This window comes from Streptomyces flavusporus, assembly GCF_046267975.1.
GTDB classification, from domain to species: Bacteria; Actinomycetota; Actinomycetes; order Streptomycetales; family Streptomycetaceae; genus Streptomyces; species Streptomyces flavusporus.
This window is the reverse complement of record NZ_CP176503.1, coordinates 9,267,215-9,290,478: the sequence shown is the minus strand read 5'-3', so window position 1 is coordinate 9,290,478 and position 23,264 is coordinate 9,267,215. Positions and strand designations below refer to the sequence as shown.

At 69.9% G+C, this 23,264-nt stretch carries 16 protein-coding genes and 3 pseudogenes; 3 read left to right on the top strand and 16 right to left on the bottom strand.

The window, feature by feature from the left end; all coding sequences use genetic code 11:
- Positions 1 to 67: 67 nt before the first annotated feature.
- The 5 genes from ACKTSN_RS43825 to ACKTSN_RS43805 all read right to left on the bottom strand — a co-directional run bounded on the left by ACKTSN_RS43825 (position 68) and on the right by ACKTSN_RS43805 (position 7,261).
- The gene (locus ACKTSN_RS43825; RefSeq protein ID WP_409474142.1) at positions 68 to 2,437 is read right to left on the bottom strand and encodes a glycoside hydrolase family 65 protein; all 2,370 of its coding nucleotides are present in this window, start codon (positions 2,435 to 2,437) and stop codon (positions 68 to 70) included.
- A 132-nt stretch (positions 2,438 to 2,569) separates the two neighbouring features.
- Positions 2,570 to 2,977 (bottom strand): luciferase family protein, encoded by a 408-nt coding sequence (locus ACKTSN_RS43820; RefSeq protein ID WP_409474141.1) that lies wholly within the window; start codon positions 2,975 to 2,977, stop codon positions 2,570 to 2,572.
- A 131-nt stretch (positions 2,978 to 3,108) separates the two neighbouring features.
- The gene (locus ACKTSN_RS43815; RefSeq protein WP_409474140.1) at positions 3,109 to 4,173 is read right to left on the bottom strand and encodes a LacI family DNA-binding transcriptional regulator; all 1,065 of its coding nucleotides are present in this window, start codon (positions 4,171 to 4,173) and stop codon (positions 3,109 to 3,111) included.
- A 211-nt stretch (positions 4,174 to 4,384) separates the two neighbouring features.
- Positions 4,385 to 6,142, bottom strand: a complete 1,758-nt coding sequence (locus tag ACKTSN_RS43810) for a glycoside hydrolase family 35 protein (protein WP_409474139.1) — start codon at positions 6,140 to 6,142, stop codon at positions 4,385 to 4,387.
- Between the two features lie 27 nt (positions 6,143 to 6,169).
- Positions 6,170 to 7,261, bottom strand: coding sequence for an MFS transporter (locus tag ACKTSN_RS43805; protein ID WP_409475075.1), 1,092 nt, complete (start codon positions 7,259 to 7,261; stop codon positions 6,170 to 6,172).
- A 158-nt stretch (positions 7,262 to 7,419) separates the two neighbouring features.
- Between ACKTSN_RS43805 and ACKTSN_RS43800 the strand changes: the two genes are divergently transcribed.
- Positions 7,420 to 8,094 carry a DUF6069 family protein gene (locus ACKTSN_RS43800; RefSeq protein ID WP_409474138.1) on the top strand — a complete coding sequence of 225 codons (675 nt, stop codon included), beginning with the start codon at positions 7,420 to 7,422 and terminating at the stop codon, positions 8,092 to 8,094.
- Positions 8,095 to 8,266: 172 nt separating this feature from the next.
- Here ACKTSN_RS43800 and ACKTSN_RS43795 read toward each other — a convergent pair whose 3' ends face one another.
- The 4 genes from ACKTSN_RS43795 to ACKTSN_RS43780 form a co-directional block, all read right to left on the bottom strand.
- Positions 8,267 to 10,888, bottom strand: coding sequence for an immunoglobulin domain-containing protein (locus tag ACKTSN_RS43795; RefSeq protein WP_409474137.1), 2,622 nt, complete (start codon positions 10,886 to 10,888; stop codon positions 8,267 to 8,269).
- Positions 10,889 to 10,987: 99 nt separating this feature from the next.
- Positions 10,988 to 11,512, bottom strand: coding sequence for a hypothetical protein (locus ACKTSN_RS43790; protein WP_409474136.1), 525 nt, complete (start codon positions 11,510 to 11,512; stop codon positions 10,988 to 10,990).
- A 176-nt stretch (positions 11,513 to 11,688) separates the two neighbouring features.
- The gene (locus ACKTSN_RS43785; protein ID WP_409474135.1) at positions 11,689 to 12,675 is read right to left on the bottom strand and encodes an HtaA domain-containing protein; all 987 of its coding nucleotides are present in this window, start codon (positions 12,673 to 12,675) and stop codon (positions 11,689 to 11,691) included.
- 124 nt (positions 12,676 to 12,799) lie between these two features.
- Positions 12,800 to 13,573, bottom strand: coding sequence for a hypothetical protein (locus ACKTSN_RS43780; RefSeq protein ID WP_409474134.1), 774 nt, complete (start codon positions 13,571 to 13,573; stop codon positions 12,800 to 12,802).
- Between the two features lie 85 nt (positions 13,574 to 13,658).
- On the opposite strand from ACKTSN_RS43780, the gene ACKTSN_RS43775 reads away from it, so the two are divergent.
- Together ACKTSN_RS43775 and ACKTSN_RS43770 are read left to right on the top strand one after the other, a co-directional pair.
- Positions 13,659 to 14,708: a heme/hemin ABC transporter substrate-binding protein gene (locus ACKTSN_RS43775; protein ID WP_409474133.1), complete on the top strand. Its 1,050-nt coding sequence runs from the start codon at positions 13,659 to 13,661 to the stop codon at positions 14,706 to 14,708.
- A 115-nt stretch (positions 14,709 to 14,823) separates the two neighbouring features.
- The gene (locus ACKTSN_RS43770) at positions 14,824 to 15,216 is read left to right on the top strand and encodes a nuclear transport factor 2 family protein (RefSeq protein WP_409474132.1); all 393 of its coding nucleotides are present in this window, start codon (positions 14,824 to 14,826) and stop codon (positions 15,214 to 15,216) included.
- A 296-nt stretch (positions 15,217 to 15,512) separates the two neighbouring features.
- Here the strand turns inward: ACKTSN_RS43770 and ACKTSN_RS47590 are convergent.
- The 7 genes and pseudogenes from ACKTSN_RS47590 to ltrA form a co-directional block, all read right to left on the bottom strand.
- A protein-coding gene (locus ACKTSN_RS47590; RefSeq protein WP_431197165.1) for an IS630 family transposase occupies positions 15,513 to 16,576 on the bottom strand; the annotation gives its coding sequence in 2 pieces (ribosomal slippage) (positions 15,513 to 16,129 and positions 16,129 to 16,576; 1,065 coding nt in all).
- A 57-nt stretch (positions 16,577 to 16,633) separates the two neighbouring features.
- Positions 16,634 to 17,134 (bottom strand): annotated as a pseudogene (locus ACKTSN_RS43755) (IS5 family transposase); the annotation flags it as partial.
- A gap of 272 nt (positions 17,135 to 17,406) precedes the next feature.
- Positions 17,407 to 18,246: an IS5 family transposase gene (locus tag ACKTSN_RS43750; RefSeq protein WP_409467188.1), complete on the bottom strand. Its 840-nt coding sequence runs from the start codon at positions 18,244 to 18,246 to the stop codon at positions 17,407 to 17,409.
- Positions 18,247 to 18,509: 263 nt separating this feature from the next.
- A pseudogene (locus ACKTSN_RS43745) lies at positions 18,510 to 19,349 on the bottom strand (IS5 family transposase).
- A gap of 262 nt (positions 19,350 to 19,611) precedes the next feature.
- A pseudogene (locus tag ACKTSN_RS43740) lies at positions 19,612 to 20,868 on the bottom strand (condensation domain-containing protein); the annotation flags it as partial.
- A gap of 119 nt (positions 20,869 to 20,987) precedes the next feature.
- Positions 20,988 to 21,230: a hypothetical protein gene (locus ACKTSN_RS43735; protein ID WP_409470354.1), complete on the bottom strand. Its 243-nt coding sequence runs from the start codon at positions 21,228 to 21,230 to the stop codon at positions 20,988 to 20,990.
- Positions 21,231 to 21,268: 38 nt separating this feature from the next.
- A complete protein-coding gene (gene ltrA, locus ACKTSN_RS43730) occupies positions 21,269 to 22,981 on the bottom strand; it encodes a group II intron reverse transcriptase/maturase (protein WP_409467920.1) in 1,713 nt (570 codons plus the stop codon).
- Between the last annotated feature and the right edge of the window lie 283 nt (positions 22,982 to 23,264).

Below are 23,264 nucleotides of genomic sequence, written 5' to 3'. Positions count from 1 at the left end.
TCGCGGTCCAGGACAGGCGGCCGGGGACGTCCTCGGCGGGCGCCTGGAACTCGAGGGCGGCCGTCGCTCACTCCGGGAGCATCAGCCGGCCCGTCTCGCCCGGCTCGAGGCGTACCGCGCGGTCCGGCAGCCGTACGTCGACCGGGGACGTGTCGGAGGAGGGCACGGTGATCTCCAGCTGGCCGTGCCGGAGCCGCACCCGTACTCCCCAGTTGCCCTGGTAGCGCAGATTGAAGCCGTAGGAGGACAGCTCGGGCAGTGGGACGGGGTCGAGCCACAGCGCGCCGCCGCGGGTCTCCAGGCCGGTCAGTCCGCGCTGGACCAGGTCGAGGGTGCCGGCCATCGCGCCCAGGTGGATGCCCTCGCCGGTGGTGCCGCCCTGCACGTCGGCGATGTCGCCGCGCAGGGCCTCCTGGCAGAACTGCCAGGCCTCGGCGCGCCGGGCGCGGGCCAGGATCCAGCCGTGCACGAGGCCGCTGAGGGTGGAACCGTGGCTGGTGCGGTGCAGGTAGTAGTCGACGGTGCGGTGCCAGATGTCCTCGTCCAGCCGCAGCCCCAACCGGCGGAACATTCCCTGCAGTTCCGCCGGTGAGAACAGGTAGCCGAGCATCAGGACGTCGGCCTGCTTGGAGGCCTGGTAGCGGTTGACCGTGTCGCCCTCGGCCTCCAGGATCCGGTCCAGCCGCCGGATGTCGCCGTACTCCTGCCGGTAGCGGTGCCAGTCGAGTTCGGCGAGATCGCCGTAGCCGTCGAACTGGCTGATGACACCCTCGTGGAACGGCACGTGGAGGGTGCGGGACACCTCCTCCCACCGCTCGAGTTCGTCGTCGTCGAGCCCGGTGCGCTCGGCGAGTTCGCGGCGCCGCGGTTCGGGCAGGCCGTGCAGCAGCTCCAGGGTGCGGCTGAGCACCCAGGAGGCGGTGACGTTGGTGTAGGCGTTGTCGTCGAGTCCGGGCTGCTGTGCGCCGGGGTAGGCGTCGTGGTACTCGTCGGGCCCTACCACGCCCCTGATGCGGTGCCGTCCGAGTACCTCGTCGTAGCCGGCCGCGTCCGCCCAGAAGCGGGCGATCTGGAGGAGCATCTCGGCGGCCTTGGTGTGCAGGAACTCGATGTCGCCGCTCGCCTCGCAGTACTCCCACACGTTGTACGCGATCGCCGAACCGACGTGGTACTGAAGCCGGGAGTGGTCCGGCAGCCAGCGGCCCGAGCGCGGGTTGAGGTGCAGTTCCTGGGTCTCCTCCCGGCCGTCGCTGCCGCTCTGCCAGGGGTACATCGCGCCCCTGCGGCCCACGTCGCGGGCGGCGGTGCAGGCCTGTTCGAGGCGGCGGTGGCGGTAGCGCAGGAGGGCGCGGGAGACCTCGGGGAAGTGCAGGTTGAGGTAGGGCAGGACGAACAGCTCGTCCCAGAAGACATGGCCGCGGTAGGCCTCGCCGTGCAGTCCACGGGCGGGCACACCGACGTCGAGGTCGGCGGTGTGGGGGGAGAGCGTCTGCAGGACGTGGAAGAGGTGCAGCCGCAGGATGCGGCCCGCCTCACCGGGGACGTCGAGGTCGGCGCGGCGCCACAGCTGGGCCCAGGCGGTGCGGTGGGAGCGGAGCAGGTCGTCGAAGCCGGGGGCCCGGCCGACCCGGCCGACGGCGGCGTGCAGCGGGTCGCTGATGGCCGGGTCGCGGGAGGTGTGCAGGGCGACGGTCTTGTCGACGGTGGCGGTGCGGCCGGGCGCCAGCTGCAGCCGGGTCCGCTGGGTGGTGCGCGTGCGGGCGTGCCGGATCGAGACGGGCGCGTCGGCGGTGAGGCGGGAGGCCATGCCGATGCGGATGTCGGAGGTGCGGGTGCGGCAGCGCAGCCAGACCGTGTCGTGTTCGGCGGTTCCGGATTGCTGGTGCGTCAGGTGGCGGCCGTCCAGGTCCCGGTAGCGCGGCACTCCGGCGTTGCTGACACCACCGTCGAGGGCGGCCTCGACGTGGAGTTCGCCGGAGAAGCCGTCGGCGGTGAACTCGGTGCGCAGTGCGGCCAGGTGCGGGTCGGCCATGTGCACCAGCCGCTGCTGCCGCACGGTCAGCGCCCGCCCGTTGCCGAACGCGTATCGGGTCAGGCGCTCCAGCACGCCCGAGGACAGGTGCAGCACCATGCGGTGTTCGAGCACGGTCGCGGTGTCGGGGGTGAGCCAGGGGCGGCCGCGCAGGCGGAAGCGCAACGGCAGCCAGTTGGGCACGTTGACCATGTCCTCGTTCTCGACCATGCGGCCGGCCACATCGGAGGTGAGCCGGTTGTAGCACCCCGCCACATACGTCCCCGGGTAGTGCACATCATCCGCGGCGCACTCCGGCAGGGCGCCACGGGTGGCGAAGTAGCCGTTGCCCAGCGTGCACAGCGACTCCCGCAGTCGCTCGTCCGCGGCCTCGTAGCCCTCGTACTCCCAGGTCCAGCCCGTCACGTCGGTACTCCTCCCGCAGCAGGCGGCTCGCCGGGATCTCGTACGAGGATCCCGGCACCGTCCCCCAGCAGTGTCTCCCGGGGCCGGGCCGGGCGGGGCGGAGCACGCCGCGGACGAGGGGACGCCTCGGGCCTACGGCACGGGGGGTGCCACTCCGGCCGGGTCGCGGGGCAGCACCGCGACCCGGTGGAAGTTGCAGCCGCCGGCGGGTGCGAGCTCCGCCGGGGGCAGGTCCTGGTGGGCCTGGAGGGCGACGCTCACCAGGCTCAGCAGCAGGTCGAGGTCCCCGTCGCAGTCGAGGTGGACGGTGACCCACCGGGAGCCGGGCACCAGGCGGATGGCCGTGGACTCCCTGAGGTCCTCGGCGAAACGTCCGATGGCCCGGCGGGTGAGATGCAGATCCACGTCGTGGCCCGAGTGGAAGTGGGCGATCTCGCTGTGGGCGGAGCTGATTGCCCGCCCTGTCCCGCAACTGGCCGGTCCCGCCGTGAGGTCGGGCCAGGCTGCCAGTTGCTCCAGGGCGCGCTGGGCCAGAGTCATGGCCCCATCGTCACCGCATCACCCCGCTGGTACCAGAGGTTGAGTCTTTTGTAACCCAGGCGTGAGGATCCTCACCGGGGCATGCGCCGGTCCGGGCCGAACCTGTACCCAGCTGACAGCCACGCCGTGGGTCAGTGGGCAGGTGCCGGTCCCGTGCTGCGGCGGACGATGAGTTCGACGGGTACGACGGGCTCGACGCGGGGTTCGTCGATGCCGTCGATGCGGTCCAGGAGGAGGCGCAGGGCGCGGCTGCCGATCTCGGCGAAGTCGGTGCGCACGGTGGTCAGCGGCGGCAGCAGGTGGGCGGCCTCGGGGATGTCGTCGTAGCCGACCACGCTGACGTCGTCGGGCACCCTGCGTCCGGCCTCGTGCAGGGCGCGCAGCAAACCGAGGGCCATCTGGTCGTTGGAGGCGAACACCGCGGTGACGTCGGGGCGTCGGGCCAGTCGGCGGCCCAGTTCGTATCCGGAGTCGGCGCTCCAGTCGCCGATGAGGGCGTCGGGGACCTCGGCGCCGGCGGCGGTCAGGGTCTCGCGCCAGCTGTCCGTGCGGACGTCGGCGGAGGTCCAGCCGGTGGGCCCGGCGATGTGGTGGACGGTGGTGTGGCCGAGGCGCAGGAGGTGGCCGGTGGCCGCGCGGGCGCCGGCCCAGGAGTCTGCGGTGATCAGGGGGGTACGTCCGCCGAGGTCGTTCTCCAGCACCACCATGGGGGTGTCGATGCGGGCCTCGGCCAGCGCCGTGCCGACCCGGCGCTGGGGGGCGATGGCGATCACGCCGTCCGCGCCCTCGGCCGAGAGCGTGTCCACGGCCCTCACCACCGTGTCGCGTTCGGCGGTGTCGAGGGCGATGGAGCTGACCAGGTAACCGGCGCCCTGCGCCGCGGTGTTGATGGCGGTCAGGATGGAGGCGGGTCCGTAGCGGGCGGCGTCGAAGGAGATCACGCCGACCATGCGGGTGCGTCCGCTGGCCAGGGAGCGGGCGCTGCGGCTGGGCCGGTAGCCGAGCGCACGCATGGCGTCCAGCACCGCGGCCCGGGTCTCGGGGCGTACGGCAGGATGGTCGTTGAGCACCCGGGACACGGTCTGCTTGGACACGCCGGCCAGCCGGGCCACGTCGTCCATCACGGGGCGCGCCCCGGCGAAGCTGCGGCGGCTGCGCCCCCTGGGAGCGGGGCCGTCGGCGGTGCTTCGGGTCATGGCGGGCGGTGCTTCCTTCGGCCTCGTTCCCCGGCGGTCCTTTCCCGCCCGGCGGATCCACAGGATAGGCCGGGCGGCCGGCTCCAGGGCGTCAGCCCGTGGTGACGGGCCAGGTCCGACTCGTGACGGTCTCGTCGGCGAGCGGCAGCTGGCCGGTCCGCGGTGGCGCGCCGGGCGGGGGGGGGGACGCGCAGGCGGTGCGGTCGGGTGGTCAGCGCTGCTCCGGTCCGAGATCGGGGGTGTCGGTGAGCTGGGCGCGCGGGCTGGTGGTGGCGTGCAGTTCGAGCAGGACGAGGTCATTGCTGCCGGGGCGCAGGACGGGCGCGGGAACGTACAGGGTGCGTTGGGGGCCGCGGTTCCAGTAGCGGCCGAGGTGGAAGCCGTTGATCCAGGCCTGGCCCTTGGTCCAGCCGGGCAGCGCCAGGAAGGTGTCGGCCGGTTCGGTCACCTCGAAGGTGCCGTGGTGGAATGCGGGTCCGGCGGCAGTGCCGGCCTCGAAGGTCAGTCCGCTCAGGTCGTTCAGGGGCAGCGGGAGGCAGTCCCAGCCGTGCAGCGCCGTGCCGTTGAAGGTGACGGCGCCGAGCAGGCCCTTGGGAGCGCCGATGCGGGGGCCGTAATTGACGCCGCCCATGTTCTCCACGAGGACGTCCAGCGTGGCCCCGGCGCGCGGGACGCGCACGGGCAGGGTCTCGTCGTGGCGTTCGCGTTCCAGTACGCCGACGGGGGCGCCGTCCAGGAAGACCTGGGCCCGGTCACCCACGCCGCCCGCGAAGTGCAGCACTCCGTCGCCGGCGGCGGGGACGGTGGTGCGGTACAGCGCGTATCCCGACCGCAGCCCGAGCTCGTCCAGGGTGAGCGGGCTCTCGGTGCGCACGGGCCGCTCGGCCTGCCTCGCCGCGTGCGGCAGCAGCGGCGCCTGCCGGTCCAACTCCACCACGGTGGGGGCGAGTTTCCGGCTCGGGGCCGGAGCGGGCTCGTCGGGGACGGGAGCGTGGCGGGCGATCACCTCGCGGAAGGCGTGGTACTTCGGGCCGGGGTCACCGGACTCCGTCAGTGGGGCGTCGTAGTCGTACGACGTGACGATCGGGGCGTAGGCGTGGTCGTGGTTGGCGCCGTTGGTGAAGCCGAAGTTGGTGCCGCCGTGGAACATGTAGATGTTGACCGACGCGCCGGCCGACAGCAGCCGTTCGAGGTCGGCCGCGGCGTCGGCCGCGGCGCGGACGTGGTGCGGTTCGCCCCAGTGGTCGAACCAGCCGATCCAGAACTCCGCGCACATCAGGGGCCCTTCGGGCTGGTGGGCGCGGAGCCGGGTCAGGTTCTGGTCGGCCTTGCTGCCGAAGGTGCCGGTGACCAGCGTGCCGGGCAGCGAACCGGCGGCCAGGTGTTCGGGGTCGGTCTGCTCGCAGGTGAAGAGCAATTCCTCGATGCCGCGCGAACGCAGGGACTGGTGCAGGTGCTTCAGGTACGTGGTGTCGTCGCCGTAGGCGCCGTACTCGTTCTCCACCTGCACGGCGATCACCGGGCCGCCGGCGGCCGCCATGTGCGGGAGCAGCGGGGGCAGCAGCAGGTCGAGGTAGCGGTCCCAGGCGTCCGTGAAGCGCGGGTCGCTGCTGCGCAGCCGGATGTCGGGGTCGGTGGTGAGCCACGAGGGCAGCCCGCCGCCGTCCCACTCGGCGCAGATGAAGGGGCCGGGGCGCAGCAGCACGTGGAGGCCCTCCGCGCGGGCCAGGCTCAGGTAGCGCGGCAGGTCGAGGATGCCGTCGAGGACGAGGGGGCCGTCGGGGTCGGGCTGGTGGAGGTTCCACGGCACGTATGTCTCCACCGTGTTGAGGCCCATCAGCCGGGCCTTGCGCAGCCGGTCGGCCCACTGGCCGGGGTGGATCCGGAAGTAGTGCATCGCTCCGGAGACGATCCGGAACGGCTCGCCGTGCAGCAGGAAACCGTCGGGCGTGGTGGTCAGGGCGGGCATGCGGGACTTCCCTTCAGCTGGAGCGGGTCAGGACGGGCGCGTGGTGCGGATCAGCCAGAGGGTGGCGGCCAGGCACAGGGCGGAGACACCGCTGAGCAGGAGCGGGACCGCACCCGTGCCGGACAGTTCGATGGCCTTGCCGAGCGCCGGGCCGGCCGCGACGCCGCCCACCATGGAGGCGGCGATGACGATCGCGCCCGCCCGACGGGCCTGCGGGGCGGCCCGGTTGAGCCAGGGCAGTCCGGTCGGGAAGATCGGCGCGATGAACAGGCCGACACCCGCGTATGCGTAGGGGGCGAGCTCCGGCACCCCGGCCAGCAGCAGACAGACCGTCATTCCCGCGCAGGAGACGGTGACGATGGTCTGGGCGGAGCAGCGCAGCGCGATCGGCACGACCAGGAACCGGCCGACCGTCATCATCAGCCAGTACACCGAGGTGGCGGTCGCGGCGGCTCCGGCGCCGTACCCCACGCTCTCCAGGTGGGTGGGTTCCCAGCCGCCGACGCCGGCCTCGATGCCGACGTGCAGGACGTAGAGCGTGACGAACACGGCCAGCACCGAGCCCAGGCTCCGGGCGAGGACGGGACCTGATTCCCCGGCCCCGCCGTCGGGCCGGGGCGATCGGTCGCGTACGCCCTTCAGGCACAGCAGCAGCGGCAGGTTGGCCAGCGCGAAGCCGAGGAAGACGGCCGGGTACCGGTCGGCGCCGACCGCGCCGACGAGGGCCGGGCCGAGGATGGCGCCGACGCCGAAGTGGGCGTTGAGGACGTTGAGCATCGCGGTCGACCGGTGGCCGAAGCCGGTGGCGAAGAGCTGGTTCAGGCCGTAGTCGATGCCGCCGAAGCCGAGCCCGGCGAGCAGCGCCGCGGCCAGTGCAGCCGGCCAGGTGGGGGCCAGGGCGACGCCTGCCGCGCCGGCGGCCATCAGGAGGTACGAGCTGCCGAGGAGCTGCCGGTTGCCGATGCGCCCGTAGAGGCGGTCGAAGAGCAGCACCCCGGCGACACCGCCGACGAAGTGGGCGCTGAGCCCCATGCCGGCGGCGGACGGCGACAGCCCGAACTCCCGTCGGAACGCCGGGATCGCGGGCCCGTACAGGGCCTGGAGCGCCCCGATGAGCATGAAGCCCACGCAGGACGCGACGACGGCAAGCGGGCTGAAGACGGGGGCCGCGGGGACGCTGCGGGCGCCCGCGCGGGGCGGTCCGGTCGTTGGCTCGGTCACGCGGACTCCAGGGAAGGGCCCATGGCGGCGTGGGCGGAGGCGGCTCTGCGACGAGGATGAATGTTACCGGTAACATACCGGCCGTCAAGCTCCCCTGCACGCTTCCGCGGCGGTCCCTGCCCCGAACGGGCCAGCGTCCGGCAGCGGCACAACGGTCCGGGGGTACGGATGTCGCACCGTCCAGACCGAGGAGTCCGATCGTGCAGCCGCCGAACCAGCCCTTGGGCCAGCCTCAGATGCCGCCACAGACGTCGCCACAGACGCCGAAGGAGAGCGGAGGTGATCCCGCTCCGGGCGCCCGACCGCCGGGGCCGCGGGTCGACGCCTCCCGCTTGTGGGCCGGCGGGGTCATGACCGCCGCGATCGCCGGACTCACCGCCGTGTTCTCCGTGCTGCTGGTCCGAGGGGTCCTGGGCTTCCCGGTGCTCGCGCCCGACGGCCACGGCGCGCTGGGGGACGCCTCGGCGGGGCTGCTGGCCGCCGGTTCGGCGGTGGTCGCGCTGGCGGCGACGGCCGTACTGCACCTGCTCATGCTGAGCACCGCGCAGGCGCGACGGTTCTTCGCGTGGATCGTCGTCCTGATCACGGCGGCAGTGGTGCTGCTGCCCTTCACCTCGTCGGTGAGCACCGAGGCCAAGGTGGGCACCGGCGTCGTCCGCCTCGCGATCGGCGTCGCCATCGGGTCCTTGCTGTCCGCGGTCTGCCGGGGAGCCGGCCGGCGTACCGCCTGACCGGGCGGCGGCGGTACGCCCTCCGCGGGCGAGTCGGCCGCCGCTTCGTCACCCGGCTCGTCGATCGGCGCGAGCGGACCGCCCGTTGACCGGTCGGCACGGGCTGCCCCCGCTCGCGTCACGTCCGAGGGGCTCCCGGCGGATGCGGGGAGCCCCTCGTGCGGTCAGTCCGTCAGTCCGCGTCGGCCAGAGCCCTGGTCCGGCCGCGCCGGTGGACGTACCAGCCCGTCGCCGTGAGCAGCGCGGCCAGCGCGGCGGCGGTGCCGACGGTGACCCCGGTGGAGGCGAGGCTGCCGCCGGAGGTCGTGGTCGTACCGGTGCCGCCCGAGGTGGAGCCGGTGCCCGTCCCCCCGGTGGTGGTGCCGCCGTCCGAGGTGCCACCGCCCGAGGCGCCGCCGGATCCGGTGCCGCCCGTGCCGCCGGCGTCGTCGTCGGTGTCCACCGGGTCCTGGCCGACGAAGCTGACCGGGACCTTGACGTCCTGGGAGCGGTCGCCGGACAGGGTGTGGTCGGCGCGGGTGGCGAGGACGCACTTCGCCTTGAAGCAGTCGGTGAACTCGTCCTTGGCGTCCACCGTGAGCTCGACCTCGAAGGTGCCGCCGTCGCCGTACGGGATCGCCAGGCCCTCGCCGTAGTCCGGCGGGTTGGAGGAGATCCACGCCGAGGAGTGGGAGGCGCCGGTCATGTCGACGCCGCCGATGCACGGCGTGGGCAGCTCGCCGTCGCCGTTGTCGACGCACAGGGCGACGTAGATGCCCTTGTCGACGTCGTAGCCGGAGCCGGTGACGGTGAGTTTCTGGTCCTCGGTGGCGAGGCTGTTGACCGGGGTGACGGTGAGCTTCTGGCCCTCGGGGCCGGAGACGGTCTTGGTGCCCGACGGTTCGGTGTCCTCGCCGCCGCCCCCGGTACCGCCGCCGTCACCGCCGGACTCGCCGACGGTCAGCATGATCGGCGAAGTGCGGGTCGCGCCCGCCGAGTTCCTGAACTCGGCGCGGTACTCGTGGCCGTCCTGTCCCGCCTTGGCGGTGAAGGAGTACGCGTTCTCGGTCGCACCCTCGATCGTGGACCAGGTCTGGCCGCCGTCCGGGCTGACCTGCCAGCGCACCGTCGGCTCCGGGGTGCCCTCGGCCACCGCGACGAACGTGACCTCGTCGCCGGGGGCGACGGACTGGTCGGTCGGAGACTGGGTGACCTTGGGGGACATGCGGAGGTCGAGCTTGACGACCTTGCTCTCCGCCTGGTTGGTGAGGTGGACGGACGTGGCGCCGGGGGCGACGGCGACGCCCGCGTAGGCGCCCGCGAGGCTGCCCGGCAGGGCGACCGGCTCGGCCGCCTGCTGGAAGGTCGCGGCATCGAGGATCTGGAGGGAGCCGTTCTTGTCCGAGGTGCTGCCGGAGAGGTCCTCGCGCAGCACGAAGGCCCGCCCGGTGGTCTTGTCGAAGGCCGCCGCCGTGGGCCGGTCCGCACCCGTCAGGGTGGTCAGCAGCTTGCCGTCCTTGTCGAGGACGAGCACCGAAGTCCCGCTGCCCACCCAGACGTTGCCGGTGGCCGGGTCCGGCTCGACGAAGAAGACGGAGTCGGCGGGAAGTTCGGCCGTCGCAGTCACCTCGAAGGTACCGGTGTCGACGCGGCGCAGCACCGGCTTGCCCTCGGCAGTGCCGACGGACCAGGCGGCGCCGTGCGCGGCGTCCACGCCGAGCTGGTTGCCGCCCTCGAGCGTGACCGTGTCCTTGACGGTACCGGTGGCGATCTCGACGCGGCGCAGCTCAGGGCCCGCCGCGACCAGAACGGTGGAGGTGTCGGCGTCCTGACCGATGCCGGTGAACGACGCACCGTTGAACCAGACGCCCTGCGCGACCGTGTCGCCGTCCTTGGCGGTGCCGATGCCGCGCAGCGGGTAGTGGAAGACCACGCCGTCACCGGCGAGCGGGGCGGCGATCCGGCGGACCACACGGGCTGCCATCGCGCCGTTCGCATCGGGAGCCTGCGTGATGCGGCTGAGGACCCTGCCGTCCTTGGGGTCCAGGACGTACAGGCCCTGCTCGGCCACGTCGGAGGTGTCGGGGATGTTGTCCGAACCGACGTACAGCTTCCCGGAATCGGGGTGCAGCAGAAGGTCCAGAGGCCGGCCGGCGGTGGTGAACTCGGCCGACCGGACGTAGCTGACGGTACCCGGGGGGACGTCCACGCCGTCGCCGTCTCCGTCACCCGGGTCCTGGCCCTCGAAGGTGATCGGGATGCGGACGTCCTGGGAGCGGTCGCCGGTGCCGTTGTGGTCGACCCGGGTGACGACCGAGCAGGCGACCTCGAGGCAGTCGAGGCCGCTGTCCTTGGCCTTGACGTTCAGCTCGACGTCGAAGGTGCCGCCCTCGCCCCACCGTTCGGCGATCGTGCCCGCGCCCTCGTCCAAGGCGTCCCTGGGGATGATCCAGACCGAGGAGCCGCTGTTGCCGCTCTGGTCGGCGCCGCCGAGGCAGGGAGTGGGGATGCGGTTGTCGCCGTTGTCCTTGCACACGGCGACGTAGATGCCCTTGGTGTCGTCGTAGGCCTCGCCGGTGACGTGCAGCGTCTCGCCGTCCGGGTCGAGGTTGGCGGAGGCGGAGACGGTGAGCTTCTGGCCGTCCTTGCCGAGCGCCGTCTTCGGGGTGTCGGCGGCCTGGGCGGGCGAGCCGACGGTCACGGCGGTGACTCCGGCGGCCATCAGGGCAGCGGCGCCCAGGAGTGCTGCGGGGCGTCCGAGACGGAGTCTGGCCGGTCTCTCCTGCTGCTGCCGCTCGGTTGAGTCGTCTGTCACGGGGAGGTCCTATGGGAAGGTGATCGGGGGTGTGGACTGGCCGTGCCGGAACGGGCCGGCCGGACGGCCGGCCCGTGGACCACTCGGAGCTGTGAGCGCTTACTGGAAGCTGATCGGGACGTGCACGTCGTACTTGCGGTCGTTGGTGTCGAAGTGGTCCGCGCGGGTGACGATGGCGCAGTCGACGTCCTGGCCGCAGACGCTGCCGTCGTCGAGCGTGGCCTTGACGTAGATCTGGACGTTGAAGGTGCCGGAGCCGAACTTGGAGCTGTTGGCGAACATGCCGCCGAAGGTGTTGTTCACCCAGTGCGAGGCACCGGTCGAGCCGTTCTCGTCCTGGCCGCCCAGGCACGGGGTCGGCTTGTTCTCGCCCGGCGCGCCGTTGACCACGCACAGGCCGACGTAGATGCCCTGGCCGGTGTTGAAGCCGGAGCCGGTGACGTTGATGACCTGGCCCGCCGCGGCGGCGGTGTCCGGGGCGGTCACCGACAGGTCGTAGGTGGTGCTGCCGTCGACGACGGTACGGGTCGAGGTGGCGGCGGAGGCCGAGCCGGCCAGGCCCAGCGTCAGTGCGGCGGAGGCGGCGACGGCGATGCCGGTGCGGGCGGAGAGGACGGATCTCATGTGTGCGATCACCCTTCTATTCGGTTAGGTAAGGCTAACCTAAGCCGGATCTTGCTGCTCTTGTCAACGGGCGGGAAAGAAGTCCAAACACCGTTGGGCGCAAGGGATTTGGGCATGCCGAGGAGCGGGCCGCGTCCAGGCCCGCTCCTCGATCGGAGAGTCCGGTAACGCGCCGGTCAGTCCGCGGCCCGCACCCCGAACCGCGCCACGGCGCTGGTCCGTTCGCCGGTCACGGTGTACAGCCCGGCTGTGTGCTCGCCCTCCGCGGCACCGGCGTACACCGGGAAGGTCCGGCTGATCCGCCCCGCGTCGTCCGCGACCACCTGGTAGCGGGTGTCGCCGTCGATCGCGACGAGCACCACCGCGCCCGGCGCGAACCCGGCGCCGGTGACCTCCTGTTGGCCGCCCGCGGTCAGGGTCGGGCGGACGACGGCCGCGGTGGGTGCCGAGGCGTCGGCGAGCCGGTCGCCGGGGGCGGAGGTGCTCGGGGCGGGCCGGGTCGCCTCGCTTCGGCCCACGTCGCCTTCGGGTGGCGCGGGCACCGGTGACGCCGGCACCGGTGACGCTCCTTCCCCCGTGCCCACGGTCACGTCGAGCAGGCCCAGCGCGTCCCCCGAGGCGAACTCCCGCCCGCTCCAGGCGGACAGCAGCCGGGCGCCGTCGGCGGTGAGGAAGGCGCGCAGGCCGGTCCAGGTCACCCCGCCCGCACGTACGGCGGGTGCGACGCCGCCCGTCTCCACGCCGGCGAGGGTCACCTCGCGCTCCTCGCCGTCGACTTCCGCGCGGGCGTGCAACGTGCCGCCGTCGTCCGCCAGGCTCAGGCGCAGGGCGTCGAGGAGGAGGGGGTGGGCGGGGTCGGCGGACCGGACGAGGCGGACGGTGCCGTCGAACTCGACCTCCGCGTCGCCCGTACGGGGGTCGGCTCCTCCGCCGGCGGCCGGGAACCAGGCCCGGTTCGCCGAACCCTGGGCGTCTTGACCGGCGTTGAGGGACACGCCGTGGTCGGTGAGTGCCGTGGCGGCCGTCGCCCAGCTCGCGTAGCCGCCGGACACCTCACGCGGGAACGCCTCCCCGTCCTGGGCGACCGCGACGCCCGGAGCCAGCAGTGCGACCAGGGCGCCGCCCGCCAGGAGGACGGCACCGGGCCTGTTCCTCGCCTTCACGTTCAAGCCCCTTCTCTGAAGTCGGAATACGACGCCTGCGGCCCAATGCCGCGCCCACGACGGCTGTACGACGCCTGCGACGGATGTACGCCGCCGAAGTCGGCCGTCGCCCACGAGGTTGACGTCAGCCCGCGTGCCCGGCGCGCCGCCGGCGTGCCCAGAACCAGGTGCCGGTACCGGCCGCGACCAGCCCGGCGGCGGCCAGCCCGAGCGGCACCGCGAGGTCCGCACCGGTGCTTGCCAGCGGGCCGTCCGATGCCTTCTCCCCGGAGTCGGAGGCAGCCGAGCCCCCGGTGCCGGACGTGGCGGCCGTCGCGCTCGGCGTGGCCGACGCGGAGCCCCCGGTCGACGTGCCCCCGCTGCCGCCGAACGTGACCGGAATCCGTACCGTCTGACTCTGGTCGCCGCCCCGCGTGTGGCCGTTGCGGGTGATGACGGCGCAGGTGACGCCGGACTTGGTGCAGTCGGTGTTGGCGTCCTTGGCGCGCGCCTTGATCTGCACGCTGAACGAGCCCTTGTGCCCACTGCCCTCATACGGCTTGGCCAGCCCCTCCCCGTACGAGGGCGGGTTGGAGGAGACCCACGCGGACGCCCCGGACTCGCCGGACATGTCCACCCCGCCCACGCACGGCGTGGGCGTCTTGCCGGGGCCGTTGTCCACGCAGAAGGCGACGTAGATGCCCTTCTCGGTGTTGTAGCCGGAGCCGGACACGGTCACCGTCTCGCCCGCCGGATCGAGGCCGGAGACCTTGGAGACGGTGAGTTTCTGCCCCTCGGGGCCCGTCGCCGACGCCCCCGCGGCGACCGCTGGGGACGTCGTCAGCGCCAGCGCCACCGAGGCGGCGGCCACCGGCAGCCACCCAACTCGCCTGCCGTGCGGGCCACTTGACCATGCCATGGAAACCCCACCCCACGATAATTTAGGAGAGGCTAACCTAAGTTGCTGATCATCTGTGTGCCAGCCGAGAGGAAAGGGCCGAACCATGCGCGCACCTGGAAGACCCCACCGCCCCCCGCGACGGTGGGCCGCCGCCGCCCTCGCTCTGGTTGTCGCGCTGGCGACGGCGGCCTGCGGAGGCGGCTCGGGTTCCGCGGGGACGGACTCGTCACCGGCCTCCGCGAGCGAGCGGGCCGCGGCGGCGCAGAAGCAGCCCGCGGGGAACTCCCTCGTACCGCTCGAAGGGGAGCCGCCCACACCGGAGTTGCCCGTCACGGTCGACTCCTCCGACGGGCGGAAGGTCACCGTCAGGGACGCCTCCCGGATCCTGCCGCTCAACGGCGGTGTGGCGGAGATCGTCTTCACCCTCGGGCTCGGCGACCGCGTGGTGGGGCGCGACATCACGGCCACGTTCGAGGAGGCGAAGGACCTGCCCCTGGTCACCAAGGCGCACGACGTGAGCGCGGAGAGCGTGCTCTCCCTGCGCCCCACCGTCGTCCTCGCCGACACCGACACGGGCCCGCAGGAGGCGATCGACCAGATCCGCGACGCCGGCATCCCCGTCGTCGTGCTCGATCCGGCCACCGAACTGGCCGACGTCTCCGCCCGGACGACCCGGATCGCCGAGGCCCTCGGCGTCCCCGAGGCGGGCGAGGCCCTCAACTCCCGTATCGGCAAGGACCTCGCGGCGGCCAGGGCGGCCGTCCCCGAGGGCAGCCGCCCGACGGTGGCCTTCCTCTACATGCGCGGCAGCGCGGCCGTCTACCTCATGGGCGGGAAGGGTTCGGGGGCCGACTCGCTGATCGAGGCCGCGGGCGCGGTGGATGCGGGCGTCGCGTCCGGCCTGGACAAGCCGTTCACTCCGTTGACCAGCGAGGCCCTGGTCAAGGCCCAGCCCGAGGTGATCCTGATGATGAGCAAGGGGCTGGAATCGGTCGGTGGCATCGACGGCCTGCTCGACGTCCCCGGCATCCGCGAGACCCCGGCCGGCATGAACCGCCGCATCGTCACCCTCGAGGACGGCGTCCTCCTCAGCTTCGGCCCGCGCACTCCCCTGGTGATCGACATCCTGGTGGACCGTGTGCATCGGGGATGACCCGGGACCGCTTCAACCGGCGGCGCACGGCGCACCGACCCCTTCCGAAGATGCCAAGGCTCCCCTACGCTCCGTTATGCAACAAGTTGCATTAGTCCACGAGAGAGGCGATCACATGCACTCCTTCCGCAAGGCGGTCGAAAGCAAGGACGTCGACGCCGTGGAGGCGCTGCTGGCCGACGACGTCGTCTTCACCAGCCCCGTCGTCTTCAAGCCGTACACCGGCAAGGCGATCACCGCCGCGATCCTGCGCGCCGTGTCCGAGGTCTTCGAGGACTTCACCTATGTACGGGAGTTCACCCACCCCGACGGCCGCGACCACGCCCTCGTCTTCACCGCCACGGTCTCCGGAAAGCAGATCCAGGGCTGCGACTTCCTGCACGTCGACGAGGACGGGAGGATCGACGACCTGATGGTCATGGTCCGCCCGCTGTCGGCCGCCAACGCCCTCGCCGAGGCGATGGGCGCCCGCTTCGAGGACATCGCCCGGGAGGCGGCGGGGCGGTGAGAGGGTCCCGGGCTCGCGACACCGACGGCTGTCGCTGTGCGCACGTGACCTTCGCTGCCGCAAGGTCGATACTGCGGACAGCAGCATTACCGCCGGAACCTGCCGAGATCCCAGGAGGTGCTCTGGCCGCTCTGACCGGCACCACGCTGTCCGAGGAGCCCCAGAGTCCGGAACCAGCGGCGGTCGACATGGCCGAGTTGATCTGGGACCTGCGACGCTTGACCGCTGACCAGGTGCAGCGCGTCAGCGAGGCGGCGGCATCCATGCAGCGTACGTGACCACAACCCCGATGCAGATCACTTGCTGAGCGAAAGGCCGGTCCCCGCCAGGCAACCGTCGATCGCCTCCGGGCGGTACTGCAGCATCTTGAGCTTGCGTTTCACTGCGCGGGTGATCTCGGCGAGGTTGGCGGCGGCCAGATTGCCGATTTCGCGTTTCACCAGCGACCAGATGCCCTCCTGAGGGTTGAGGTCAGGGGCGTATGTTGGCAGCTGGAATACGGTGAGCCAGTCGGTGTTGGCCTCGAAGAACTCCCGAAGTGGTGCGACCAGGTGCATGCGGAGGTTGTCCCACACGAGCACGATCGGGCCGCCGAGTTGTGTACGGGCGCGGATGATCAGGTCGCGGTAGTTCTTCCAGCCGAAGCCCTTCGGGTCGTCCTTGCGGCCCCGGTATTCGCGGATCGCGTAGATCAGACGGGACCGCTCACCGGACTTGTAGCAGGTCATTCCTGCCATCGACACCCGGCCCGAGCCCCGTCCGCGCACGCGGACGACCGGGGTGCTGCCCCTGCGTCCCCAGGTCCTGGCACGCGGCGGCGTCACCGACTGGCCGGCCTCGTCCTCGAAGACCACCCAGGCTCCATTCGCCGCCGCGGTGCTCTTACCCGCGGCCACACCTCCCGCTTCCACAGCTCCACCGCGTCGTCGTCACGTTCGATCGCTCGCCGTGCAGGCTGCTGCCACGACCAGCCGTACCGACGCAGTAGCCGCCACGTGCCCTCCACTGTGTACGAGACGTGGAACAACCGGCCGATAACCGTCTTCACCCGAGCCAGGGTCCACCGCTGGTCGGTCCACCCGTGTGCCAGCGGGCCACGCTCCAACTCCCGCTCCAGCCTGGCCATCTGCGCCTCAGACGGTCTGGGCCGACCAGGTGACCCCTTGGAAGCCACCCCGGCGTGGCCGTTCTCCCGCCACTGACGCCGCCAGCGTTCCACCGACCGCTCCGAGACCCGCAATGCGGCAGCGATCTCCCGGTTCTTCTCGCCGGCCTCGAAGCGAGTCACAGCCTGGCGCCGGACCCGCTCTCGTGCTGCTCTCTCAGCGTCGGTCAAACCGCCACCCTGCGGATATCTCACCGCCCCAGGACTACCGAAGCCCTGGGTGATGTCCGGCGAACAACCCGACATCACCCGATCAAGTTCAGTAGCCGCGGTCACCATGACCAGCAGTAACAGGCCGAGGGTGTCGACGACGATGCTGCGCTTGCGGCCGACGATTTTCTTGCCGGCGTCGGTGCCCTGGGTGCTGGTGGGCACGCTCGGGGCGGTCTTGACGCTCTGGGCGTCGATGACGCAGGCGGCCGGCTCAGCCTTGCGTCCCTCCTGCTCGCGGACCAGCCGGCGCAGGCGGATGCCCAGTTTCTCGATCGTGCCGTCGGCGGTCCAGGCGCTGAAATGCGAGAAGACGGTGGTGTGGGGTGGGAAGTCGTGCGGGAGGTAGCGCCAGGGGATGCCGGTGCGGTTCACGTAGAGGATCGCGTTCAGGACTTCACGCAGGTCGGCGACCCTGTCGCCGAGGTTGAGCGAGGTCTTCTGCCGGTCGGCCCGCCACGCGGTGAGCGTCGGTTCCATCAGGGCCCAGCGGGCGTCGGAGAGATCACTCGGGTAGGACTTGCGAGGTGGCTGAGTCGTCATGACAGCACTGATACGGCCGGGAGTTGGAGCCCGTATATCGCTCGTCCGGGTGACTGACGGGGGCGATCTGCTCATATTCGAACCGGACAGGATCTGTTGGTGCAGAACGTGACAGCACGCCCGACCGGCAGCGGGAGCTGCCCCTGCACATTCAGTGCGAGGAACGCCAATTGGTCGATCTCGAACATTCGACAAAACAACCAAACCTGCACGTCAGCAGCGCGAACGTCCTCTCAGAGGGCGTTTGATGTAGACGAATTGCCGTTTATTTCCTAGTAAGTTCCTCGCCAGGTTGGTGTAGTCTCGTCCGTTATGCGCTTGGTGAGGTTGTCGATCGAGGCGATGTGGATCATGGCTTCGGAGCTGGCGGGCAGGGTCTCGTAGTCGCGGGTGAGGCGGCGGTGCATCATGATCCATCCGATACTCCGCTCCACGACCCAGCGTCTTTTGACGACATGAAAGCCGCGGATTTCGGGGTTTCTGTTGACGACTTCGACGTCGATTCCGAGGTTGGCTCCGTGCTCGATGACGGCGTTTTTGAAGCCGGTGTCGACCCACGCCTTTGAGATGGTGGGGTAGGTCTTCTTGGCCTGGTCGAGGAGTTGTATTCCTACGGCGTTTTCCGACAGGCTTGCGGCGGTGACGGTTACGGCGAGGAGTAGGCCGAGTGTGTCGGTGATGATGCCCCGCTTCCTACCGACGATCTTCTTTGCGGCGTCGGTTCCCTGGCTGGTCAGGGGTACGTTGGTGGAGGTCTTGACGCTCTGGGTGTCGATCACGGAGGCGGTCGGTTCGGGTTTGCGGCCTTCCTTGACGCGGGCCAGGCCGGTGAGGTCGTAGTTGAGCTGGGCGAGGATTCCTTCGTCGCGCCAGGCGGCGTAGTAGGCGTAGACGGTGCCGTGGTTCGGGAAGTCATGCGGGAGGTATTTCCAGGGGATTCCCGTGCGGTTGACGTACAGGATTGCGTTGAAGACATCGCGCAGTTCGACCTGGGCCGGCTGGCCGGTGGGTCTGCGGTCGAGTCGGGCTTTCCTCCAGGCGGATAAGGTCGGTTCGATCAACGCCCATCGGGCGTCGGACAGGTCGCTGGGGTACGGCTTGCGCTGGCTCACGAAAGGGCTCTTACACGAACAGCACCGCTGACAGCGGTACTTGACCGGCTGGGCGTTTCCATGACGTCCATAGACCAGACGGAATCTGGGTGCGAGATGCGGAGTAAATAGGCGCCGAGGCTGGAGCCTGGAAGGCCGTGAAACTGCACGTAGGGCGTGAATCACTCCAAAGAGATCACGCCGCAAGAACGACGCAACACCGCAAGCCATACCTAAATGCCCACTCAGAGGGCGTTTGATGTAGACGAATTGCCGTTTATTTCCTAGTAAGTTCCTCGCCAGGTTGGTGTGGTCTCGTCCGTTATGCGCTTGGTGAGGTTGTCGATCGAGGCGATGTGGATCATGGCTTCGGAGCTGGCGGGCAGGGTCTCGTAGTCGCGGGTGAGGCGGCGGTGCATCATGATCCATCCGATACTCCGCTCCACGACCCAGCGTCTTTTGACGACATGAAAGCCGCGGATTTCGGGGTTTCTGTTGACGACTTCGACGTCGATTCCGAGGTTGGCTCCGTGCTCGATGACGGCGTTTTTGAAGCCGGTGTCGACCCACGCCTTTGAGATGGTGGGGTAGGTCTTCTTGGCCTGGTCGAGGAGTTGTATTCCTACGGCGTTTTCCGACAGGCTTGCGGCGGTGACGGTTACGGCGAGGAGTAGGCCGAGTGTGTCGGTGATGATGCCCCGCTTCCTACCGACGATCTTCTTTGCGGCATCGGTTCCCTGGCTGGTCAGGGGTACGTTGGTGGAGGTCTTGACGCTCTGGGTGTCGATCACGGAGGCGGTCGGTTCGGGTTTGCGGCCTTCCTTGACGCGGGCCAGGCCGGTGAGGTCGTAGTTGAGCTGGGCGAGGATTCCTTCGTCGCGCCAGGCGGCGTAGTAGGCGTAGACGGTGCCGTGGTTCGGGAAGTCATGCGGGAGGTATTTCCAGGGGATTCCCGTGCGGTTGACGTACAGGATTGCGTTGAAGACATCGCGCAGTTCGACCTGGGCCGGCTGGCCGGTGGGTCTGCGGTCGAGTCAGGCTTTCCTCCAGGCGGATAAGGTCGGTTCGATCAACGCCCATCGGGCGTCGGACAGGTCGCTGGGGTACGGCTTGCGCTGGCTCACGAAAGGGCTCTTACACGAACAGCACCGCTGACAGCGGTACTTGACCGGCTGGGCGTTTCCATGACGTCCATAGACCAGACGGAATCTGGGTGCGAGATGCGGAGTAAATAGGCGCCGAGGCTGGAGCCTGGAAGGCCGTGAAACTGCACGTAGGGCGTGAATCACTCCAAAGAGATCACGCCGCAAGAACGACGCAACACCGCAAGCCATACCTAAATGCCCACTCACAGGTCGTCTTGTAGGTGAATATGATGATTCATTGCTACTGGATGGCCTCCGGGTCGGCGCCACGCAGGCTCTTCAGCGGACGCTCGGGGTTCTCTGTCGCTGCTCTCAGGAGCTCGGTGAAGGATCGCCCCCACTTTTCGACGGCCGCCTGGGTGAACAGGTCCGCGGAGTATTCGAAGGTGACGGTGATGGTGTCGTCCGCGGGCACCAGGACGACGTAGAGCTCGTTGCGCGCCACTCCTGCTATGGGCAGGCTGCGTACCGAGGCGGACACAGATGTCAGGCCGAGGGCGGGCGGCGGTGTGGTGACCACGGTGAACAGCACCGTGGGGAACAGCGCGTCTCCGGTCCCGGGGGAGACCAGCTCGACGACGTCTGTCAGCGGCAGGTCCTGGTGGTCCAGCGCGGTGAAGAGCGTCGCGCCCAGCCGTTTCACCAGGCTGGTGAAGGTCTTCGCCTCGCCGATCCGGGCGCGCAGCAGGACGGCGTCGCCCAACAGCCCGACCACGTCGGCGCGTTCACGCTGCGTGCGGTTCGCGCTGGAGGCGGCCAGCACTATGTCGCCGGGTTCGCCGCAAAGTCCGGCCAGCCAGATGGCGAACGTCGCGGCCAGCACGGAGTACGGGGTCGCGCTCAGGCGGGTCGCGGTGTCCGTGATACGGCGGGCTGTGTCGCCGTCGATGACCCAAGTGTGAAGGGCGCCCCGGCCGGACAGCGTCTCGGGTCGCGGCTGGTCGTAGGGCAGGGCCGGACGCAGGGGTACGCCGTCCAGTTCGGTGTGCCAGAACCGTTCGAGTTCCGCCCTGCGCTCGCCGTCCAGGTCGTGCTCCGCTCGCGCAAAGTCCGTGAACTGTATGGTGGACGGGGGAAGTTGGGCGTTGTTTCCGGACCGCCGCGCGTTGTACAGCTCCTGCAGGTCGCGCCAGATGACCCCCATGGACCAGCCGTCGCAGACCGCATGGTGGAACACGGTCACCAGCACCCAGCGGTCCGCGCCGAGGCGTGCCAGGCGGAAGCGGAACATCGGTGCGCGGTCCATCGTGAACGGGCGGGATGCCTGTTCCCGGCACCACCGTTCGACGGCCGCGTCGTCCTCGGCCTGTGTGTCCAGGTCGGTGACCGGCAGGTTCACGGGCACCTCGGCCAGGACCTCGACGACGTACTGTCCGCCGTCGCGCCGTATGGCCCGGCTGCGCAGCGAGTGGTGGCGCCCCACCAGATCCTCCAGGGCCCGGGCCAGGATCCCGCAGTCCAGGTCGCCGTGCAGGTCGATGCGGTGGGCGACGTTGTAGACGCTGGGGTCGGTGAGCTCGTGTCAGCTGAGTATGCTCAGAAACCAGCCTCTGACCAGCGGCGATAGCGAAGTGCAACTGGAGTACTAGTGCTGCTCCGCAGAAGTTCGTGGAGGGGTCAGGCCGCTTCCTTGAGTGGGGTGCCGTCGTAGGTCCAGCGGAAGGGACGAGCGTGGTCGTTCCGCTGGATCGTCCAGGTGTCCATCTTCTCGATCAGGTCGTTTCGGCTGGTGAAGTCGCCGTGTCGTAGGACGGCGCGGGTCAGCGCGGAGAAGACGAGTTCGTCGGGTAGGACCGCTGCATTGCTGCAGCGGTCCCCCCTCAGAACCGGCCGTGCCCGCTTTCCAGGCAACCGGCTCAAGCAAGCCCCTTGGGCTCGCGGGCGAACAGAAGTGCTGGTCACCGGCCGGGGCCAGTGGCCAGCCGACGCCGGCAGTGGGTGTGTATCAGGCGTGAGGCGGCGGGTTTGTCCGGCTTGCCGTTGCCCGCTTCGGCGGTGACCGCGTGTTTGCGGATCGCGATGCGGGTGACCTTGAGCCACTGCTCCCACTGGTCGGGAGTTTGCGGCTCGTGGTCGGCGTGCAGCAGCAGCCCTCCGCAGAGCGGACATCGGCCGTCTTGCATCTGCAACAGATGCAAGGTGCCCTTGCCCAGCGGGAGTTTGCCGCGGCGGCACCGCTTGGCCCAGAAGTCGGCCAGGGCGGGATCGTCGGTTGACGCCCTCCCTGGCACCATCCGGTGCCGGACGATCGGCGTCCAGGCGAACTTGTAGAGGTAGAAACCGCTGGTGCGGTCCCCGAATACCCATGTGTCCTGCCTGAACGGGTTGAACATGGCGAAGTACCGGGCAGTCACCCAGCGCATCGGCTTGTTCGGGTGGGAGAACTTGGCCCACTTGTAGACCAGTCTCCACACGTAGGCGTCCAGCGAGTTGAACGCCCGCTTGGACACCCCGATCCGGTAGTAGGCAGCCCAGCCCTTGATGATCGGGTTGAGCTTGGCGATCACCGCGTCGGCGTTGGCCCCTCGCAGGGCCAGCACCTCGGCGGCAAGCCGTTCCCGGATCCGCCGCAAGGCCGCGTTGCTCGGTTTGGTCAGCAGCTTGCTGCGGTAGCGTCGGATGTTGAACCCCAGGAAGTCGCAGCCCTCATCGAGGTGGACAATGCGCGTCTTGTCCTCGTTGAAGGCCAGGCCCCGGGGCGCGAGCCACACAGTCAGCCGCGCCTTGACCTGCTCGGCCTGTTCCCGAGAATGACACAGGGCGAGAAGGTCGTCGGCGTAGACGACCAGAACCGGAGAATCGCGCGCCAGAATCGTGGCATCACTGCCGAGATTCTGGTAGCGGACTCCAGCAGCCTTTCCCATGCCGTGCAAGGCGATGTTCAACAACGCGGGACTGATCACCCCGCCCTGGGGAGTTCCCTCCACCGTGGGGGTGAACCAACCTTTCTCGACCACACCCGCCTTCAGCCATCCGGCGATCATTCCCCTCCCGGGAAAGGAGCCCAATGACGCGAGCAGGTGATCGTGGTCGATTCGGTCGAATGCCGCTTTCAAGTCCGCGTCGAGCACCCACAAGCGTTTGGCGTTCTTGCCGCTCGCCGTCGTGTGGATGGCAACGATCGCGTCATGACAGCCACGGCCTGGACGGAAACCGTAGACCTTCGGTTCCAGCCGTGCCTCCCACTCGGGCTCCAGTGCATTCAGCGTCAGAGCTTGAAGGCATCTGTCGGCGATCACAGGAATTCCAAGTGGGCGCTGCTTCCCATTCGCCTTGGCTATATACACCCGCTTGACGGGCTTGGGCTTCCACGGGGCCGCGCCATGCTGGACCCAGTCGGCCAACTCGGCCTTTCCCTGGGGCAGCAGGACGACTTTCCCGTCGATGCCCGCCGTCTTGCGGCCAGCGTTGACTTCCGTGACCCGCCGCACACTCGCGAGTGTGTTGGCGCGGGAGCGGAGCATCAACTTCTGCAGATTCCTGACCTTGGCCAGGTCTCCTGCCTGCGATGCCGTGAAGATGCGTTGCCGCAGACGCCGTACGTCGTCCTCGACGGTCCGCCAGTCGATCGACGGCCAGTCGGTGATCTCGTCCTCCGGTCCGTTCGCCATGCCGGCTGCGGTCGCAGCGGCTTGCGCCGCCCCAGCCACGTGTGTCGTCACGGCGTCCAACTTGCCCTTCGGTTCAGGTGTCTTTGGTCATCGTTTCTTCACGGGCTCACCAGACCCACGTCAGCGCCCTTTCAGGCCGGGACATCGGCCCCTATCCGGCCAGTTATGCGGGGACCACCGACGGAGGTGTCAGCGCATGGTTCCCGGTTTCCTGTTGCCTTTCGGCGACCGGCATTCGCTTGCTGGGTCTTCCTGCGCCCGCTGGAGAGTTGGGCCTTCCTTG

What these genes read in the sequence shown, in the direction of transcription:
- ACKTSN_RS43780 (WP_409474134.1), bottom strand. Translation starts at nt 13,573, where the DNA reads ATGGCATGGTCAAGTGGCCCGCACGGCAGGCGAGTTGGGTGGCTGCCG.
- ACKTSN_RS43775 (WP_409474133.1), top strand. Translation starts at nt 13,659, where the DNA reads ATGCGCGCACCTGGAAGACCCCACCGCCCCCCGCGACGGTGGGCCGCC.
- ACKTSN_RS43800 (WP_409474138.1), top strand. Translation starts at nt 7,420, where the DNA reads ATGAATGTTACCGGTAACATACCGGCCGTCAAGCTCCCCTGCACGCTT.
- ACKTSN_RS43770 (WP_409474132.1), top strand. Translation starts at nt 14,824, where the DNA reads ATGCACTCCTTCCGCAAGGCGGTCGAAAGCAAGGACGTCGACGCCGTG.
- ACKTSN_RS43815 (WP_409474140.1), bottom strand. Translation starts at nt 4,173, where the DNA reads ATGACCCGAAGCACCGCCGACGGCCCCGCTCCCAGGGGGCGCAGCCGC.
- ACKTSN_RS43820 (WP_409474141.1), bottom strand. Translation starts at nt 2,977, where the DNA reads ATGACTCTGGCCCAGCGCGCCCTGGAGCAACTGGCAGCCTGGCCCGAC.
- ltrA (WP_409467920.1), bottom strand. Translation starts at nt 22,981, where the DNA reads ATGGCGAACGGACCGGAGGACGAGATCACCGACTGGCCGTCGATCGAC.
- ACKTSN_RS43805 (WP_409475075.1), bottom strand. Translation starts at nt 7,261, where the DNA reads ATGCTCATCGGGGCGCTCCAGGCCCTGTACGGGCCCGCGATCCCGGCG.
- ACKTSN_RS43790 (WP_409474136.1), bottom strand. Translation starts at nt 11,512, where the DNA reads ATGAGATCCGTCCTCTCCGCCCGCACCGGCATCGCCGTCGCCGCCTCC.
- ACKTSN_RS43810 (WP_409474139.1), bottom strand. Translation starts at nt 6,142, where the DNA reads ATGCCCGCCCTGACCACCACGCCCGACGGTTTCCTGCTGCACGGCGAG.